The 17,884-nt window shown below is 70.1% G+C and carries 14 protein-coding genes; 7 read left to right on the forward strand and 7 right to left on the reverse strand.

What is annotated here, in order from left to right:
• Positions 1 to 31 precede the first annotated feature (31 nt).
• The 5 genes from ACF08M_RS04295 (at position 32) to ACF08M_RS04315 (ending at position 6,081) form a co-directional block, all read left to right on the forward strand.
• A complete protein-coding gene (locus ACF08M_RS04295; RefSeq protein WP_392183695.1) occupies positions 32 to 1,402 on the forward strand; it encodes a DUF2252 domain-containing protein in 1,371 nt (456 codons plus the stop codon).
• 27 nt (positions 1,403 to 1,429) lie between these two features.
• Positions 1,430 to 2,152, forward strand: a complete 723-nt coding sequence (locus ACF08M_RS04300) for a hypothetical protein (protein ID WP_392183696.1) — start codon at positions 1,430 to 1,432, stop codon at positions 2,150 to 2,152.
• A gap of 48 nt (positions 2,153 to 2,200) precedes the next feature.
• A complete protein-coding gene (locus ACF08M_RS04305) occupies positions 2,201 to 3,016 on the forward strand; it encodes a DsbA family protein (protein WP_392183697.1) in 816 nt (271 codons plus the stop codon).
• Positions 3,017 to 3,131: 115 nt separating this feature from the next.
• A complete protein-coding gene (locus ACF08M_RS04310) occupies positions 3,132 to 4,793 on the forward strand; it encodes an alkaline phosphatase D family protein (RefSeq protein WP_392183698.1) in 1,662 nt (553 codons plus the stop codon).
• A 316-nt stretch (positions 4,794 to 5,109) separates the two neighbouring features.
• Positions 5,110 to 6,081 (forward strand): zinc metalloprotease, encoded by a 972-nt coding sequence (locus ACF08M_RS04315; RefSeq protein WP_392183699.1) that lies wholly within the window; start codon positions 5,110 to 5,112, stop codon positions 6,079 to 6,081.
• Positions 6,082 to 6,130: 49 nt separating this feature from the next.
• On the opposite strand, the gene ACF08M_RS04320 is transcribed toward ACF08M_RS04315, so the two are convergent.
• Entirely contained in the window at positions 6,131 to 6,709 is a 579-nt protein-coding gene (locus ACF08M_RS04320; RefSeq protein ID WP_392183700.1) for a dienelactone hydrolase family protein, read from the reverse strand.
• A gap of 37 nt (positions 6,710 to 6,746) precedes the next feature.
• On the opposite strand from ACF08M_RS04320, the gene ACF08M_RS04325 reads away from it, so the two are divergent.
• A complete protein-coding gene (locus ACF08M_RS04325) occupies positions 6,747 to 7,886 on the forward strand; it encodes a mechanosensitive ion channel family protein (protein ID WP_392183976.1) in 1,140 nt (379 codons plus the stop codon).
• A 50-nt stretch (positions 7,887 to 7,936) separates the two neighbouring features.
• On the opposite strand, the gene ACF08M_RS04330 is transcribed toward ACF08M_RS04325, so the two are convergent.
• The 5 genes from ACF08M_RS04330 to ACF08M_RS04350 all read right to left on the reverse strand — a co-directional run bounded on the left by ACF08M_RS04330 (position 7,937) and on the right by ACF08M_RS04350 (position 12,749).
• Positions 7,937 to 9,523 (reverse strand): Na+/H+ antiporter, encoded by a 1,587-nt coding sequence (locus tag ACF08M_RS04330; protein ID WP_392183701.1) that lies wholly within the window; start codon positions 9,521 to 9,523, stop codon positions 7,937 to 7,939.
• 287 nt (positions 9,524 to 9,810) lie between these two features.
• Positions 9,811 to 10,293 carry a GNAT family N-acetyltransferase gene (locus ACF08M_RS04335; RefSeq protein ID WP_392183702.1) on the reverse strand — a complete coding sequence of 161 codons (483 nt, stop codon included), beginning with the start codon at positions 10,291 to 10,293 and terminating at the stop codon, positions 9,811 to 9,813.
• Entirely contained in the window at positions 10,290 to 11,231 is a 942-nt protein-coding gene (locus tag ACF08M_RS04340) for an RluA family pseudouridine synthase (RefSeq protein ID WP_392183703.1), read from the reverse strand. The genes ACF08M_RS04335 and ACF08M_RS04340 overlap by 4 nt, the downstream gene beginning before the upstream one ends.
• A gap of 23 nt (positions 11,232 to 11,254) precedes the next feature.
• Positions 11,255 to 11,845, reverse strand: coding sequence for a signal peptidase II (gene lspA / locus ACF08M_RS04345; RefSeq protein WP_392183704.1), 591 nt, complete (start codon positions 11,843 to 11,845; stop codon positions 11,255 to 11,257).
• A 58-nt stretch (positions 11,846 to 11,903) separates the two neighbouring features.
• Entirely contained in the window at positions 11,904 to 12,749 is an 846-nt protein-coding gene (locus ACF08M_RS04350) for a TraR/DksA family transcriptional regulator (RefSeq protein WP_392183705.1), read from the reverse strand.
• Between the two features lie 566 nt (positions 12,750 to 13,315).
• On the opposite strand from ACF08M_RS04350, the gene ileS reads away from it, so the two are divergent.
• Positions 13,316 to 16,465: an isoleucine--tRNA ligase gene (ileS, locus tag ACF08M_RS04355; protein ID WP_392183706.1), complete on the forward strand. Its 3,150-nt coding sequence runs from the start codon at positions 13,316 to 13,318 to the stop codon at positions 16,463 to 16,465.
• 272 nt (positions 16,466 to 16,737) lie between these two features.
• Here ileS and ACF08M_RS04360 read toward each other — a convergent pair whose 3' ends face one another.
• Positions 16,738 to 17,883 carry a DivIVA domain-containing protein gene (locus tag ACF08M_RS04360; RefSeq protein ID WP_392183707.1) on the reverse strand — a complete coding sequence of 382 codons (1,146 nt, stop codon included), beginning with the start codon at positions 17,881 to 17,883 and terminating at the stop codon, positions 16,738 to 16,740.
• Position 17,884 lies beyond the last annotated feature (1 nt).

Below are 17,884 nucleotides of genomic sequence, written 5' to 3' on the forward strand. Positions count from 1 at the left end.
ATGCACGTCAGGTACCAGGAGGCACCCGGAGATGTCGGAAGCGCAGACCGGCGCGGCGCAGCGCGGGGAGCAGATTCTTGAGGTCTTCGACACCGCCTTCGGGGAGCTGCTGGCCGCCGATCCGGCCGCCTTCCGGGTCAAGTTCCGCAAGATGGCGGGCTCGGCGTTCGCCTTCTACCGGGGCACGGCGTGCCTGTTCTACAACGACCTGGAGCGGGAGCGGCACGGCGGCCCGTACCTGGACGAGCGGACCGGGCGGGTGTGGATCCACGGCGATCTGCACGCGGAGAACTTCGGCACGTACATGGACGCCAACGGCCGGCTGGTCTTCAATGTGAACGACTTCGACGAGGCGTACGTCGGCCCGTTCACCTGGGACCTCAAGCGGTTCGCCGCCTCCGTCGCACTGATCGGGTACGCGAAGGCACTGGGTGACGACCAGATCACCGAGCTGGTCCGGGTCTACGCGGCGGCCTACCGCGAGCGGATCCACGCTCTGGCGACGGGCTCGAAGAGCGGCGGCATATCGGAGCTGCCGCCCTTCACGCTCGATACGGCCGAGGGCCCGCTGCTGGACGCGCTGCGCGACGCCCGGTCGCTGACCCGGTTCTCGCTGCTGGAATCGATGACGGAGATCCGGGACTTCGAGCGCAGGTTCGCGGCGGGCGGCGGCTCGATCGATCTGGACGCGGCGACGCGGTACAAGGTGCTGGCCGCCTTCGACGGCTATCTGGAGACACTGCCGGAGTCCAGTCTGGCCCGCCCCGACTCCTACCGGGTGAAGGATGTCGTCGGCCGTCGCGGCATCGGCATCGGTTCGGCCGGGCTGCCCTCGTACAACATCCTCCTGGAGGGCAACAGCGACGCCCTGGAGAACGATGTGGTGATCTACCTCAAGCAGGCGCAGACCCCCGCGGTCTCCCGGCACATCACCGACGCCGCCGTGCGCGGCTACTTCCAGCACGAGGGCCACCGCACGGTCATCTCGCAGCGCGCCCTGCAGGCGCACGCCGACCCGTGGCTCGGCTGGACCGAGCTGGACGGGGCCGGGCAGCTGGTCGCCGAGGTTTCTCCGTACGCGGTCGATCTGGACTGGTCCGACATCGACGAGCCGGAGGAGATCGCGGCGGTCGTCGCCGACCTCGCCCGGGCGACGGCGACGATGCACGCGGCGGCGGACGACGACAGCGGCCACTCGCTGGTGCCGTTCTCCACGGAGCGGGCGATCGACGCGGCGATCTCGGCGGACGAGGAGGGCTTCGCCGGCCTGCTGGTGGATTTCGCGCACAGCTACGGCGCCCGGGCCCGCGCCGACCACCAGATCTTCGTGGATCTCTTCCGCAACGGCCGGATCCCGGGGCTGCAGGGCTCCACACGCAGCCGCCCCCTTGGGGTGCGCTGACAGGTTCGCATGCGACACTCCTCGACGATGGACATATCCGGGAAGCAGCTCAGAGTCGTTCGCGCGGCGCTTTTCACAGCGCTCGTCGTGACGCTCTCGACCGGTTCCCATGTGCTGCTCTCCCAGGTCTCGCTGCCGCTGAACGTCGTCGCCCTGCTGGCCGGTGCGGTCTTCGCCGTCGCGTACGCGCTGGCCGGCCGGGAGCGCGGCTTCGGGGCGATCGCCGGGCTGCTGGTCCCCCTGGAACTGGCCGCCGACACCGTCTTCACCACCGGCCAGCACCTCTGTTACGGCGCGGCGGGCGGCCCGATAGCGGGGCCGCTGCGCTCGGTCGGCGTCGATGTGCTGTGCGGCGGCGGAGACATCGGCGCCGGTGCGGCACGGGCCGGCGACGTCGGCACCCCGCTCGCCTCGGTGACCGGCACCGGGCACACGGCGGCCGCGCTGCTGGCCTCCCCCGGTCCAGCGGTGCCATGGCTGCTGCTCGCCGCCCATGTGACGGTCGGGCTGCTCGCCGCGGCCTGGCTCCGGCGCGGCGAGTCCGCGCTCGTCGCCCTGCTGGGCGCGGTCGCCGTCCTGGCGTTCCGGCCGCTGCTGATCGCGGTCGCCGTGGTCGGTACGGCCCGCCGCTCCGTGCACCGCAGGGTGCGCCCCGCCGGACACGGCCCGCATCTGCTCGTACACGCCCGTCTGCTCGTGCACTCCGTGGGACGGAGGGGACCGCCGCGCTCGGCCTGCACCTTCGCCTGAGCACGCACATCCCTGACGACGTAACACCCACTTCATGGAGAAGAAAACATGAGCAAGCGCAACAGCCAGGCCAACAAGTCGGCGGCCCGTGAGCGTCTGCGCGCCGAACGCGAGCGCCAGGCCAAGAAGGACAAGACCCGTCGGCAGATCGTCGTCGGCGTCTCGATCGTCGGCGTGCTGGCGGTCGTGGGCCTCGGCACCTGGGGCATCATGCAGATGAACAAGCCGTCCCACTGGGACGCGGCCAAGGACGCGAAGGACGTCACGGCGCCCAAGAACACCTCCGGCGAGAACGGCACGACCGTCGTCATCGGCAAGTCGACCGCCAAGAAGACCCTGGAGATCTACGAGGACCCGCGCTGCCCGATCTGCGCCACGCTCGAACAGTCCGTCGGCGGGACGCTGCAGAAGGACATCGACGCCGGGAAGTACAAGATCAAATACATCGGTGCCACGTTCCTCGACGACATGGCCACGGGCGTGGGCTCGAAGAACGCGCTGAGCGCGCTCGGCGCCGCTCTCAATATCAGCCCGCAGACCTTCCTGGACTACAAGGCCGCGCTCTTCTCCGCGAAGTACCACCCGGAGGAGACCGACGACAAGTTCAAGGACGACGCGTACCTGATCAAGATCGCCGACACGGTCGACGCCCTGAAGGGCAACAAGGAGTTCCAGAAGAACGTCGAGGACGGCACGTTCGACAACTGGGCGATGAAGATGTCCGAGGCGTTCAACAAGAGCGGCGTGCGGGGCACCCCGACGCTGAAGATGGACGGCAAGGCGCTCACCGGCGCGGACGGCAAGAACGCTCCGATGACGGTGGCCGATTTCAACACCGCGATCGACGCCGCGCTGAAGGGCTGACAGCCCGCCCGGTCCTGACCGGGCGGAAAATCCCCGGCAGCGGCTCCTGGACGGGCAGGCGAACTTCCTTGGTTCGCCTGCCCGTTGGCTTTACCGGTCAGTAGGGTGCTGCCCCGTGACCAGTCGACACCTTTCCTCGCCGCTTTCCGCCCCCAGCCGCCGCACGCTCGTCAAGGCCGCTGCCGCCACCGCCGTCGCGGCCCCCGTGCTGGGCGCCGCCACCACCGCGCGTGCCGCGGACGGGCCCGCCTTCCTGCACGGCGTCGCCTCCGGCGACCCCCTGCCCGACGGCATACTCCTGTGGACCCGCGTCACCCCGGCCCCCGACGCCGTGCCCGGTTCCGGTCGTGGCGCCGACACGGCGGTGCGCTGGGAGGTCGCCGAGGACCAGGGGTTCGCCCGGGTCGTCGCGCGGGGCAGCACCGTCGCGAAGGCCGCCTCGGATCACACCGTCAAGGCCGATGTGCGGGGGCTGAGCCCGGCCACCGCGTACTGGTTCCGCTTCTCGGCGGGCGACGGTACGGGGGTCCTCTCACCGACGGGCCGCACCCGTACCGCGCCCGCGGCCGGGGCGGCCACACCCGGTGTGCGCTTCGGCGTGGTCTCGTGCGCCAACTGGGAGGCGGGTTACTTCTCCCCGTACCGGCATCTCGCCCAACGCGCCGATCTCGACGCGGTGCTGCATCTCGGCGACTACATATACGAGTACGCGTCGGGCAGTTACCCGGACGCGAAGTACGTCGTACGGCCCCACGAGCCCAGGCACGAGATCCTCACCCTCGCCGACTACCGCACCCGGCACGGCAACTACAAGACGGACACCGACCTCCAGACCCTGCACGCCGCCCACCCGGTGATCGCGATCTGGGACGACCACGAGTTCGCCAACGACTCCTGGTCGGGCGGGGCCGAGAACCACACGCCGGACACGGAGGGCGCCTGGGCCGACCGGGTCGCGGGTGCCAAGCAGGCCTACTTCGAGTGGATGCCGGTCCGCGCCTCCACCGAGGGCACCGTCTACCGGCGGCTCCGCTTCGGCAGCCTGGCCGAGCTCCACCTTCTCGATCTGCGCACCTTCCGTTCCCAGCAGTCGGCGATCGGCAGCGGCTCGGTCGACGACCCGGACCGCACGATCACCGGCCGGGCGCAGCTGGACTGGCTGAAGTCGGGACTGGCCGGATCGGACACCGCCTGGAAGCTGGTCGGCACGTCGGTGATGATCTCGCCGGTCGCGTTCGGCTCCGTGCCCGCGCACCTGCTGGAGCCGCTGGCCGAGCTGCTGGGGCTGCCCACGGAAGGTCTCGCCGTCAACGTCGACCAGTGGGACGGATACACGGACGACCGCAAGGAGCTGATCGCCCATCTGCGGGACCGGTCGATCACCAACACGGTCTTCCTGACCGGTGACATCCACATGGCGTGGGCCAACGACGTGCCGGTGAAGGCGGCCACGTATCCCTTCTCGGCCTCGGCCGCCACCGAGTTCGTGGTGACGTCGGTGACCTCGGACAATCTCGACGACCTCCTGCATGTCGCGCCGCAGACGGTCTCGGTGGTCGCGAGCGCGGCGGTGAAGGCCGCCAACCGTCATGTGAAGTGGGTGGACATGGACGCGCACGGATACGGCGTGCTCGACGTCACCGCCGAACGCTCACAGATGGACTACTACGTCGTCTCCGACCGGACGAAGCGGGACGCGACTTCCGCCTGGGCACGTTCGTACCGGACGCTCAGCGGAACGCAGAAGATCGAGCGGGTGAACCAGCCGGTGCACTGAGGATCTATTTTCAGCCACTCCAGGCCATGTTGACGGCGTATTACGTCACTACGGCGGGTGGCGTGTCTCCTGACCCCAATAGGGACACACCACCCGCCAGGGTGACGCGGGATGTTACGTCGGCGTCTCAAACTCTGGAACTCGCAGAATTATTTCTTCCCGTTCTCCCGCTTTGCCCCATGATTGATTGGGCTTGATCAACTCTCTTCAAGATCTGACATGCGCACGTAATCTCCCGGCGGCGGGTGAGGAAATCCCTCCCCCCACACATCCACGAGGAGTCCTTGTGCGCACTCTTGCCCGCATATCACCGCGTATGCGTAACCGTGCGATCGGCACCGCCGTCCTGGCCGGAACCCTGGCCATAGCACCGCTCTCCGCCACCGCCGGCACCGCCGCCGCAAAGACGTCCACCGCCTCCGTGTCCGCCGCGTCCACCGAGAAGTGCGCGAGCGGGACGAGCGCCGGCGCCACCGCACGCGCGGCCCGCCCCTCGGGCACCAAGCACGCCGCGGACCCCAACGAACTCACCGCGACCCAGGCCAAGGCCATGGACACCCAGCTCAAGGAGAGACTCGCGGACCGCCGGCTCAGCGGTTCCACGCTCGCCGCCGGAGCGACCATCCCGGTCTACTTCCACGTCGTCCACTCCGGCACCACCGGCAAACTCACCGCGAGCGACATCAGCAGCCAGATGAACGTGCTGAACGCGGCCTACGGCGGCCAGGGCACCGGCAACACCAACTCCGGCTTCCAGTTCTCGCTGGCCGGCACCGACTACACGGACAACGCCTCCTGGTACAACCTCTCGTCGGGCTCCGCCGCCGAGAAGTCCATGAAGTCGACGCTGCGCAAGGGCGGCAAGAACGCGCTCAACATCTACACCGCCAACCTCGGCGGCGGTCTGCTGGGCTGGGCCACCTTCCCCAGCTCGTACACGTCCAGCCCGAGCATGGACGGCGTCGTCATGCTGGACGCCTCGCTGCCCGGCGGGTCGGCCGCCAACTACAACGAGGGCGACACCGCCACCCACGAGGTCGGCCACTGGATGGGGCTCTACCACACCTTCCAGGGCGGCTGCAACGGCAACGGCGACTACGTCGCCGACACCCCGGCCGAAGCGAGCGCGGCGTACGCCTGCCCGACCGGGCGCGACACCTGCACCAACAAGACGGGAGCCGACCCGATCCACAACTTCATGGACTACACGTACGACTCCTGCATGACCCAGTTCACCCCGGGCCAGGTACAGCGGATGAGCGACAGCTGGACCGCCTACCGGGGCTGATCCACCGTCCGCACGAAGGGCCCCGTGGCGTGCGGGGCCCTTCGCGCGGTCACAGTGTGGCGAGGAAACCGAGCGAGACCTTCCAGGCCAGCTCGGCCGATGCCGCGTCGTGGTCCGGCAGTTCGGGATCCGTGAAGAGATGGCCCGCGCCGGGGTAGCGGTAGATCTCGACATCGGCACCGGTCCGCTGCATCTGGAGGTACCAGGAGTTCAGCCAGTCGTGCGTCTCGAACGGGTCCGGGTCCGCGACGTGCAGCTGTACGGGCAGCTCGTCCACCGAGGCGTTCTCGGCGATGTCCGAGGTGCCGTGGAACATCAGCAGGCCGCGCGCCTTCTCGTCGCCGAGCGCCAGTGTCTGCGCGGTGGAGGCCCCGAACGAGAATCCGGAGTAGACCAGACCCCGGTCCGAGTAGGGGGCGGCGGCCAGCACGGCCCGCCTGAGCAGTTCGTCCTTGCCCACCTCGTCCTTGAATGCCAGGCCCTCCTCCACGGTTTCGAAGGTGTGTCCCTCGAAAAGATCGGGCACGTGCACCTCGTGCCCGGCGGCACGCAGCCGGTCGGCGGCCGCGTGCACCGCGGGGCGCAGACCGTACGTCGAGTGGAAAAGCATGATGTTCATGAAGCCCATGGTGCCAGTTGCAGTCGAGAGCCTGGAGGACGACGGGATGGCGAGCGTGCTGCGTCCGCTGGTCGTCGTCGGCGGCTCGGTCGTGATCACGCTGCTGGTCGGCTGGCTCGTCGACCTGCTGCTCAGACGGACCGACGGCCGCCACCGCGAGACACCGCTGTGGGGTCTGCTGCGGCGCTGCCGGCTCCCGCTCCAGCTGACCTTGTGCACGGCGCTGCTGCGGGGCTCGTTCACCCACGCCCGGCTCGACGTGGTCAGGGACCACGTCGAGGGGATCGGCCAGTTCCTGACGCTGGTGCTGATCGGGACGTCGGCCTGGCTGGTGGTGCGGATCGCGACGGCCGTCGTCGACTCCGTCCATGCCCGGTACGCCGCGAGCACCCGCGATCCGGCGCGGGTGCGGCGGGTCCGTACACAGGTGACGCTGATCCAGCGGGTGGTCACCGCGATCGTGGCGACGGTCGCGGTCGGCGCGATGCTGCTGACGTTCCCGGCGATGCGGACGTTCGGCGCCTCGGTGCTGGCCTCGGCCGGTGTGCTGGGCATCGTCGCGGGCATCGCCGCCCAGTCGACGCTCGGCAATCTCTTCGCGGGGCTGCAGATCGCGTTCGGCGACCTGGTGCGGATCGGTGACACGGTGGTGGTGGACGGCGAGTGGGGCACGATCGAGGAGATCACGCTGACTTTTCTCACCGTGCGGACCTGGGACGAGCGGCGGATCACGATGCCGGTCTCATACTTCACCGGCAAGCCGTTCGAGAACTGGTCGCGCGGCAGCGCCCAAATGACCGGCTCCGTCTTCTTCCACCTCGACCACTCGGCCCCGGTCGCCGCGATGCGCGAGCAACTGCGGGACATCCTGGGCGAGTGCGCCGCGTGGGACGGACGTAACTGGTCCTTGGCGGTCACGGACACCACGCCGTCGACGATCCAGGTCCGCGCGGTGGTCACGGCGAAGGACGCGGACGACATCTGGACGGTGCGGTGCGCCGTGCGGGAACAGCTCATCGGCTGGCTGCGCGACCACCATCCGTACGCGCTGCCGCGGATCGCGACGGCTCCCGCGGCGCTTCCGCCGGGCGACGAACGGCCGAACCCGCCCGGGACGGCGGCCGGGGGACCGGCGGACGGGACACCGGCGGGCCGGGACCGGTCGCCCCGCACGGGGCGCGGCTGACCGGGTGCGGCGCGGCTGACCGGCTGCGGGCGCCGCCCGGCGGCCCCGCCTCATTTCAGGCTGCGTACGTCCAGCTGTCGCAGTACCCGGTCGACGACCTCCGGGTCCGTACCCGCCTCGTTACGGGCCGAGAGCACCGCGTGGCGGGCGGCCGACATCATTTCGCGCTGGACGCGGCTGATCGCCTTGAAGCGCTCGACGCGTTGCGCGTACGCCTCGCGGCGCTCGTCGTCGACCATGTCGGGGCTGATCCTGGCCCCCACGTCGTACGCGAGCCGCTGGAGCCGCTCCGCGACCTCGTCCGGGAACTCCTCGACCGCCTCGATCTCCTTGAGCCGCTGCTTCGCGGCCTTCGCGGCGCGGATCGCGAGGTCCTTCTCCAGGGCCTCCTCGGCGTCCGTGTCCGCCTTGACCCGGAGCTTGCGGACCAGCCACGGCAGGGTGAGTCCCTGGACGACGAGCGTGGCCATGATCACGGCGAAGGCGATGAAAACGATCTCGTCACGCCCCGGGAACGGCTTCCCGTCGTCCGTCTTCAGCGGAATCGCGAGCGCCAGCGCGACCGAGGCGACGCCGCGCATCCCGGACCACCACATGACGACGGTCTCCCGCCAGCTGGTGGGGATCTCCTCGCTGACGTCGCGCCGGGTATGCAGCCGCTTGGCGAGCCAGGTCGCGGGCAGCAGATACAGCAGCCGTACGCCGACGACGACCGCGACGACGGCCAGCCCCCAGCCGAACATCTGGAGCGCGCGGCCGTCGGCCGTGCCGAAGACGTTGTGCAGTTCGAGGCCGATCAGCCCGAAGGCGACCCCGGTGACGAGAGTGTCGACGATCTCCCAGAAGGAGCGGCCGGTGAGCCGGCCGAGGACGTCATCGGCGTCGGCGGTGTGCTCGGCCAGGTAGAGCGCGGTGGTGAGGACGGCGAGGACGCCCGACCCCATCAGCTCCTCCGCGAGCACGTAGCTCACGAACGGCACCAGCAGGGTGAGGCCGACCTGGAGCGTGGCATCGCCGAGGAGGCCCATGAGTTTGATGGTGATCCAGCCGAGCACGAGACCCACGGCCACGGCGACGACCGCGGAGAGTATGAGCAGCCCGAACGCCTTCGGCAGCGAGAACGTGCCGCTTACCGCGGCGGCGATCGCCACGTGGTACAGCACGATCGCGGTCACGTCGTTGAAGAGCCCCTCGCCCTCCAGGATGGAGACGAGCCTGCGCGGCAGCCCGACCGAGCCCGCGACGGCCGTCGCCGCGACCGGGTCGGGCGGGGCGACGAGCGCGCCGAGCGCCACGGCGGCCGCGATGGGCAGCCCGGGGACGATCGCGTTGGCCACCGCGGCGACGGCGGCCGTCGTGATGAAGACCAGCGCCACGGCCAGCAGAAAGATCGGTCGTTTATTGGCGGCGAACTGCCGCCATGAGGTGCGCTGCACAGAGGCGTAGAGCAGCGGCGGCAGCAGCGCGGGAAGGATGATCTCGGGCGGGATGTCCACATTCGGTACGAAGCTGAGGAACGCCATGCCGACCCCGGCGAGCGTCATCAGCACCGGCGCGGGCAGTCCGAGACGCTCCCCCAGTGGCACCGTGACCACAGCTCCGAGCAACAGCAGAAGGAGCAGTGCCATTTGGTCCACGAGGTGCCTTCCGGAACGCGGTGAGCCGATCTCTCTGATCGGCCCATCTGGGCTTAAAGCCTGCCACGCAAGGTCCGCAATCCAGACAACACCCCCTCTTCATCGCACTCTGACCGACCATTCCTCCGATGTTTAACGGAGTGCCAACACCCTGAACCGCACGGCACGCACCACTCCGGGACGAGGCCGCGCGACGTGCCGTCGAACGGGGCGTGGACGCGCTGGGGCCTGCCGGACCGACCACCCGCGCCGTCCGCTGGTGGGCCGTCCCGTCCGTACGAAAGTCCCTAAGGCCGCAGAAGGCGTCGCATCGCCCGGTGCGCGATCCCCGCGTCCGGGATCTCGGGGCCGTACGCCACGTACCCGAGCCGCTCGTAGAAGCCGAGCGCGTGGGTCTGGGCGTGCAGATCGACGGCTGCGAGACCGAGCTCACGGGCCGCGTCCTCGATGGCCCGGACCAGCGCCCCGCCGACGCCGAGACCACGTGCCCGCCTGGTCACCGCCAGCCGGCCGAGCGATCCGACGGTGAGATCGCCGCCGGTCCGGTCGGCCGCGGCCGGCCCGTGCAGCAGCCGCCCGGTGCCGAGCGCCGAGCCGTCCGCGGCGACGGCGATCACATGCACCGCGTCCGCGTCGTGGGCGTCGTACTCGATCTCCTCGGGCACGTTCTGCTCACCGACGAAGACGTCCTTGCGGACCTGGAAACAGGCGGCGAGGTCCTGCTCGTCGACGACGGTCCGGGTCGTGTACGGAGCGGGCGTGCCGGTCACTCGCTCTCTGCCGCGATCCTGTCCAGGGCCTGCTGGAGATCGTCGGGGTAAACGCTGGCGAACTCCACCCAGCTGCCGTCGGACGGGTGCTCGAAGCCGAGCCGGACGGCGTGCAGCCACTGCCGCGTCAGGCCGAGGCGCTTGGCCATCGTCGGGTCGGCGCCGTAGGTGAGGTCGCCCACGCAGGGGTGGCGGTGGGCGGACATGTGCACCCGGATCTGGTGCGTGCGGCCGGTCTCCAGCTTGATGTCCAGGAGGCTGGCGGCGCGGTAGGCCTCGATGAGGTCGTAGTGGGTCACGGAGGGCTTGCCCTCGGCCGTGACCGCCCACTTGTAGTCGTGGTTGGGGTGGCGCCCGATGGGGGCGTCGATGGTGCCGCTCATCGGGTCCGGGTGGCCCTGCACCAGCGCGTGGTACTTCTTCTCGACGACCCGGTCGCGGAACTGCGCCTTCAGCAGGGTGTAGGCCCGCTCCGACTTCGCGACGACCATCAGGCCGGAGGTGCCGACGTCGAGGCGGTGGACGATGCCCTGGCGCTCGGCGGCGCCGGACGTCGAGATCCGGTACCCGGCCGCGGCGAGACCGCCGATGACGGTCGTGCCGGTCCAGCCGGGGCTCGGGTGGGCGGCGACCCCGACCGGCTTCACGATCACGACGATGTCGTCGTCGTCGTGCACGATCTCCATGCCCTCGACGGGCTCGGCGACGATCTGCACCGGAGCGGGCGCCTGCGGCATCTCCACTTCCAGCCAGGCGCCGCCCCGTACCCGCTCGGACTTCCCGACCACCGCACCGTCCACCTGCACCTTCCCGGCAGCGGCCAGGTCCGCGGCCTTGGTGCGGGAGAAACCGAACATCCGGGAAATGGCGGCGTCGACACGCTCGCCCTCCAGACCGTCGGGTACGGGCAGGGTGCGGACCTCGGGATACGTACTCACCTGTCGAGTATGCCTTGCGCCCACTAGTCCTTGTGCACGGTGCCGTCGGGGTCCAGGCCCTTGAAGGAAAGGATCACGATCAGGATGCCGCCGCAGACGATCGCGGAGTCGGCGAGGTTGAAAACGGCGAAGTGGGCGGGCGCGATGAAGTCCACCACCGCGCCCTGGAAGGTGCCGGGGGCGCGGAAGATGCGGTCGGTGAGGTTGCCGAGCGCGCCGCCGAGCAGCAGACCGAGCGCGATGGCCCACGGCAGGCTGTTGAGCTTGCGGGCCAGGCGGGCGATCACCACGATCACGGTCGCCGCGATGCAGGTGAAGATGACCGTGTACGCCTCGCCGAAGCTGAACGCGGCGCCCGAGTTCCGGATCACCTCGAACTTCAGCCACCCGCTGATGACCTCGACCGGCGGATGGTGCTCCAGCTTCGCGACCACGACCAGCTTGCTGATCAGGTCGAGCAGATAGGCGAAGACGGCCACGGCGAAGAGCACCGCGACCTTCCGCTTGCCCCTGCCCGGTGCGGTCTCCTCGACCCGGCCCTCGGCCCCGCCCTCTTCATCCCCCTCGGCATCGGGGATGTCCGGCGTACCGATGATGCGCTCCGCCTCTGCCACGTGAATCCCTCAACCTAGGTTCCTGACTGAGGACGAGGGTACGGCACACGGCCCCGGATCAACCGCGTCGTTCCTGCTTCTGTTTGTCCTCGACACAGAGCGTGGCGCGCGGGAACGCCTGCATCCGCGCCTTGCCGATCGGATTGCCGCAGATCTCGCACAGTCCGTACGTCCCGGCGTCGAGCCGGGCCAGGGCCCGCTCGGTCTGGTCGAGCATCTCCTGAGCGTTGGCGGCGAGCGACATCTCGTGCTCGCGGGTGATGTTCTTGGTGCCGGTGTCCGCCTCGTCGTCACCCGCCCCGTCGCCGGAGTCCCGCATCAGCCCGGCGAGCGCGGCGCTCGCGGCCTCCAGCTCGCTGCGCAGCCGCATGATCTCGCTGCTCAGGACGGCCCGTGCCTCTTCGACCTCTTCCGGTGTCCAGGGATCCTCGCCCGGCCGGACCGCCAGCTCGCCGGGGGCCGTCGTGGTGATCCCACCGGCCGGCACGGGCGCGGCGCCTCTGCCGGCCGTGCGGGTCCGGGCCGCGCTCTTCTTCGCTACCACCGTGTGGGCTCCCGTCTGCTCGGCGGCCTCGGCCGCCACCGTGGCCGCCGCAGCGGCCTTTTTCGAAGCCTTCTCGGCCGCGGTTTTCCTCGCCGCTGCCTTCTTGGCCGGCGCCGCGTGCCCGGCACCCGCGCTCCCGGCGGGCACCGCCTTCTTCCGGGCCGCTGTCTTCTTCACTGCGGCTTTCCCTGCCGGGGCTTTCCTGGCCGCGGCCTTCTTCTCAGCCACCTTCTTCACAGCAGCCTTCTTCACAGCCGCTTTCTCCACGGCCGCCTTCTTCGCTGCCGCCTTCTTGCCGGCCGCCGCACCCGTGGTTCTCGCTGACGCCGACTTCTCTGCAGCGGTCTTCTTCACCACCATGGCCGCGGCCCCTTCACATATTGTGATCTTGCACGCGAATCGTGCTGGGACGATAAATCGACTCCAGCGCCGCGGCAAACGGGCACGCCGCCGAATCGCCCCTCCCCGTGTCCGGATACCGACGCGTCTGAATCCGTTGTGCCCAGCTCCCCGCCGGGTAATCCGCCGCCCGCCGCCCGCCAGGAGTCCGTTCGTCCGCCTCTGCCCATTCGGGTCACGCCCCGCCCCACGGATTGCACCGGTCGGCCGTCGCCCGTACGGGCCCGTACACTGGCCAGAGCGAAAGGCGTGGATGGGACGAGTAGCGTCGTACGCAGCCAGGAGCGACCCGGGGACGGTGTGAGCCCGGGGGCGAGCGCGTCGTGAAGATCACCCGGAGCCGTCGGAAGAAAGCTTTGGACAGTGGGCCCCGCCCACGGGCGCAAGGCCAGTAGAACCGGCATCGCGACCCCAATGAGGGGGCCACGGGCGCACGCCCGGGGCCAAGGAGGGTGGTACCGCGGGAGCCGACGAGGCCCTCGTCCCTCCGACGGAAGTGGAATACGTCCGCCGGAGGAAGTCCGCCCATGACATCGCCGCAGTACCGCCAGGTACCCGCCCAGGTCGACCTTCCCGCGCTGGAGCACGCCGTGCTCGATTTCTGGCGCGAGAGCAAGGTCTTCGCCAAGAGCCTCGAACAGTCCGAGGGCCGCCCGGAGTGGGTCTTCTACGAGGGCCCGCCCACCGCCAACGGCATGCCCGGTGCCCACCACATCGAGGCCCGCGTCTTCAAGGACGTCTTCCCCCGCTTCCGCACCATGCAGGGCTACCACGTGGGCCGCAAGGCCGGCTGGGACTGCCACGGTCTGCCGGTCGAGCTCGCGGTCGAGAAGGAACTGGGCTTCAACGGCAAGAAGGACATCGAGGCGTACGGCATCGCCGAGTTCAACGCCAAGTGCCGCGAGTCCGTGACCCGCCACACCGACGCGTTCACCGAGCTCACCACCCGGATGGGCTACTGGGTCGACCTCGACAACGCCTACCGCACGATGGACCCGGAGTACGTCGATTCGGTGTGGTGGTCGCTGAAGGAGATCTTCAACAAGGGCCTGCTGGTCCAGGACCACCGCGTCGCCCCCTGGTGCCCCCGCTGCGGCACCGGCCTCTCCGACCACGAGCTCGCGCAGGGGTACGAGACGGTCGTCGACCCGTCGGTCTTCGTCCGCTTCCCCCTCACCTCCGGCCCGCTGGCCGGCACCGCCTCGCTCCTCGTCTGGACGACCACGCCCTGGACCCTGGTCTCCAACACCGCCGTCGCCGCGCACCCCGACGTCACCTACGTCGTCGCGACCAATGGCGAGGAGAAGCTCGTCGTCGCGCAGCCGCTCGTCGAAAAGGCACTGGGCGAGGGCTGGGAGACCACCGGCCGGACCTTCACCGGCCGTGAGATGGAGCGCTGGACGTACGAGCGCCCGTTCGCCCTGGTCGACTTCCCCGCCGAGGCGCACTACGTCGTCAACGCGGAGTACGTGACGACCGAGGACGGTACGGGTCTGGTGCACCAGTCCCCCGCCTTCGGCGCCGACGACCTCGTCGTCTGCAAGGCGTACGGCCTCCCGGTCGTGAATCCGGTCCGCCCCGACGGCACCTTCGAGGAGGATCTGCCGCTGGTGGGCGGCGTCTTCTTCAAGAAGGCCGACGAAGCGCTCACCGAGGACCTGGCCGCCCGCGGCAAGCTCTTCCGGCACGTCCCCTACGAGCACAGCTACCCGCACTGCTGGCGCTGCCACACCGCGCTGCTCTACTACGCGCAGCCGTCCTGGTACGTCCGTACGACCGCCATCAAGGACCGGCTCCTCGAGGAGAACGAGAAGACCAACTGGTTCCCGGACTCGGTCAAGAACGGCCGTTTCGGGGACTGGCTGAACAACAACGTCGACTGGGCGCTGTCCCGCAACCGCTACTGGGGCACCCCGCTGCCGGTCTGGCGCTGCGAGGACAGCCACCTCACCTGCGTCGGCTCGCGTGCCGAACTGGGCGAGCTCACCGGCGCCGACCTCTCCGGTCTCGACCCGCACCGCCCGTTCATCGACGAGATCACGTTCACCTGCTCGCACGAGAACTGCCAGTTGGAGGCGTACCGCGTCCCGGAGGTCATCGACGCCTGGTACGACTCGGGCTCGATGCCGTTCGCGCAGTGGGGCTACCCGTACAAGAACAAGGAGACCTTCGAGAGCCGCTACCCGGCACAGTTCATCTCGGAGGCCATCGACCAGACCCGCGGCTGGTTCTACACACTGATGGCGGTCGGCACGCTGGTCTTCGACAAGTCGTCGTACGAGAACGTGGTCTGCCTGGGCCACATCCTCGCCGAGGACGGCCGCAAGATGTCCAAGCACCTCGGGAACATCCTTCAGCCGATCCCCCTCATGGACCGGCACGGCGCGGACGCGGTCCGCTGGTTCATGGCGGCCGGCGGCTCTCCGTGGGCGGCGCGCCGCGTCGGCCACAACACGATCCAGGAAGTCGTCCGCAAGACGCTCCTGACGTACTGGAACACGGTCGCCTTCCAGGCCCTGTACGCCCGGACGTCCGGCTGGGCGCCGTCCGCGGCCGATCCGGCTCCGGCGGACCGCACGGTCCTGGACCGCTGGCTCCTGAGCGAACTGAACGCACTGGTGGACCAGGTCACGCAGGCTCTGGACGGATACGACACCCAGCGCGCCGGCAAGCTCCTGTCGTCGTTCGTCGACGACCTGTCCAACTGGTACGTACGCCGCTCGCGCCGCCGCTTCTGGCAGGGCGACAAGGCGGCACTGCGCACCCTGCACGACGTCGTCGAGACGGTGACCCGGCTGATGGCCCCGCTGACCCCGTTCATCACCGAACGGGTCTGGCAGGACCTGATCACGCCGGTCACCCCGGACGCCCCCGAGTCGGTCCACCTCTCCAACTGGCCGAAGGCCGACCTCGCGGCGATCGACCCGACGCTCTCCAGCCAGATGGCTCTGGTGCGCCGCCTGGTCGAGCTGGGGCGGGCCACCCGCGCCGAGTCGGGCGTCAAGACCCGTCAGCCGCTGTCCCGGGCCCTGGTCGCGGCCTCGGGCTTCGACTCGCTCTCCCCCGAACTGCACACCCAGATCACCGAAGAGCTCAACGTCTCGTCCGTGGCGTCCCTCTCCGAAGTCGGAGGCTCGCTCGTCGACACGACCGCCAAGGCGAACTTCCGGGCGCTCGGCAAGCGGTTCGGCAAGGGCGTCCAGGCGGTGGCCAAGGCGGTGGCGAACGCCGACGCGGCGGCCCTCTCGCTGGCTCTGCGCGAGGGCACCGCGTCCGTCGAGGTCGACGGCGAGACGGTCACCCTCTCCCCCGACGAGGTGATCATCACCGAGACCCCGCGCGAGGGCTGGTCGGTCGCGTCCGACTCGGGCGCGACGGTCGCCCTGGACCTGGAGATCACCCCGGAACTGCGGCGCGCGGGCCTGGCCCGTGACGCGATCCGCCTCATCCAGGAGGCCCGCAAGAACAGCGGCCTGGACGTCGCGGACCGCATCGCCGTCCGCTGGACGTCGGCCTCCCCCGCCACGGTGGAGGCCCTGACCGAGCACGCGTCCCTGATCGCGGACGAGGTCCTCGCCCTGGACTACGCACAGGGCGAGGCGGACACGGCGTACGGCGCCCCGTTCGAGGACGAGGGCCTGTCCCTGACGTTCCGCCTCCGCAAGACGGAGCAGTAGACCCAGCGCATCGGAGGCCCGCCCGGACCAGGTGTTCCGGGCGGGCCTCCTGCGTGCTCCCGGCCGGATCCGGCCCCTCCGGCGTTCGGGGAGCGGAGGGGCCGGGGCGGAGCCCCGGTTACGGGAAGGGACGGCAGGGGACGAGCCCACCCCAGGCCGCACCCCACCGGTGCATCCCTCGCGCCCACGGCAAAAGGGCCGGGCCCCGGGGAAAACCCCGGGGCCCGGCCCTCAGCCTGCCGACGGCTACGCGCTCACCGCGCGCGCCGGGCTCAGTTGTCGTCCTCGTCGATCAGGAACCCACGCATCGGCGAGGGAGCCTGCTGCATCGGCTGCGGCGCCTGCGGCCGCACCGGCGCCATCGGCTGGGTCATCGCCGGCGACATCTGCTGCTGACCACCGTACGAGGGCGCACCGCCCATGGACGGGTTGCCGCCCATCGGCTGATTGCCGTGACCGCCGTGGTTGCCGCCACCCATGGAGTGGCCCATGGCACCCGCACCGGCCGGAGCCAGCGAGGGCGACGGCGGCAGCGAAGCGGTCGCCGGGGTCCGCGGCGGCGCCAGCGAGTCGTCGGCCTGGGTCTCCAGCTGACGCAGCTGGCTCTCCAGGTAGGACTTCAGCCGGGTCCGATACTCACGCTCGAAGCCACGCAGGTCCTCGACCTTGCGCTCCAGCGTCGCGCGGGCCGACTCCAGCGAGCCCATCGCCACGCGGTGCTTCTCCTGCGCGTCCCGCTCCAGCGCGTCCGCCTTGGCGCGGGCGTCGCGCTCCAGGCCCTCGGCACGGCTGCGCGCCTCGCCGACGATCTTGTTGGCCTCGGAACGGGCCTCCGCGATCGCCTGGTCGGCGGTCTGCTGCGCGAGCGAGAGGACACGGGCGGCGCTGTCGCCGCCGGGGCCCTGACCGGGCTGCTGCATCTGCGGCGGCTGCTGCATCTGCTGCATCTGCTGCTGCGGGGCGTGACCGCCCATGGGGCCGCCCATCGGGCCACCCATGGGACCGCCCTGCATCGGACCGGGGCCGTGCGGGCCCTGCGGGCCGGGGCCGTGCGGGCCCTGGGGACCAGGACCGTGACCGCTGGGACCGGCGGGCAGCTGCGGAGCACCACCGGGCAGCTGGGGCGGACCCATCTGCGGGGGCTGCTGCTGGACCGGCGGACCCGATATGGCGGCGGGCACCGGTGCCCCGGGCCGGTCCTGCGGCTCCGGCTTGCGCATCCCCTGCTGCTGGTTCTGCGCGGCGGCACGCGTGGCGGCGGCCAGCTTGGCGCGCAGGTCCTCGTTCTCACGGAGCAGGCGGGTCAGCTCGGACTCGACCTCGTCGAGGAAGGCATCGACCTCGTCCTCGTCATAGCCTTCTCGGAGGCGGACGGTCGTGAACTGCTTGTTCCGCACGTCCTCAGGAGTCAGCGGCATC

The sequence above is a fragment of the Streptomyces sp. NPDC015032 genome (genome assembly GCF_043080425.1).
In the GTDB taxonomy this organism is placed as follows: domain Bacteria; phylum Actinomycetota; class Actinomycetes; order Streptomycetales; family Streptomycetaceae; genus Streptomyces.

What these genes read in the sequence shown, in the direction of transcription:
- ACF08M_RS04295 (WP_392183695.1), top strand. Translation starts at nt 32, where the DNA reads ATGTCGGAAGCGCAGACCGGCGCGGCGCAGCGCGGGGAGCAGATTCTT.
- ACF08M_RS04300 (WP_392183696.1), top strand. Translation starts at nt 1,430, where the DNA reads ATGGACATATCCGGGAAGCAGCTCAGAGTCGTTCGCGCGGCGCTTTTC.
- ACF08M_RS04305 (WP_392183697.1), top strand. Translation starts at nt 2,201, where the DNA reads ATGAGCAAGCGCAACAGCCAGGCCAACAAGTCGGCGGCCCGTGAGCGT.
- ACF08M_RS04315 (WP_392183699.1), top strand. Translation starts at nt 5,110, where the DNA reads ATGCGTAACCGTGCGATCGGCACCGCCGTCCTGGCCGGAACCCTGGCC.
- ACF08M_RS04320 (WP_392183700.1), bottom strand. Translation starts at nt 6,709, where the DNA reads ATGGGCTTCATGAACATCATGCTTTTCCACTCGACGTACGGTCTGCGC.
- ACF08M_RS04325 (WP_392183976.1), top strand. Translation starts at nt 6,747, where the DNA reads ATGGCGAGCGTGCTGCGTCCGCTGGTCGTCGTCGGCGGCTCGGTCGTG.
- ACF08M_RS04350 (WP_392183705.1), bottom strand. Translation starts at nt 12,749, where the DNA reads ATGGTGGTGAAGAAGACCGCTGCAGAGAAGTCGGCGTCAGCGAGAACC.
- ileS (WP_392183706.1), top strand. Translation starts at nt 13,316, where the DNA reads ATGACATCGCCGCAGTACCGCCAGGTACCCGCCCAGGTCGACCTTCCC.
- ACF08M_RS04360 (WP_392183707.1), bottom strand. Translation starts at nt 17,883, where the DNA reads ATGCCGCTGACTCCTGAGGACGTGCGGAACAAGCAGTTCACGACCGTC.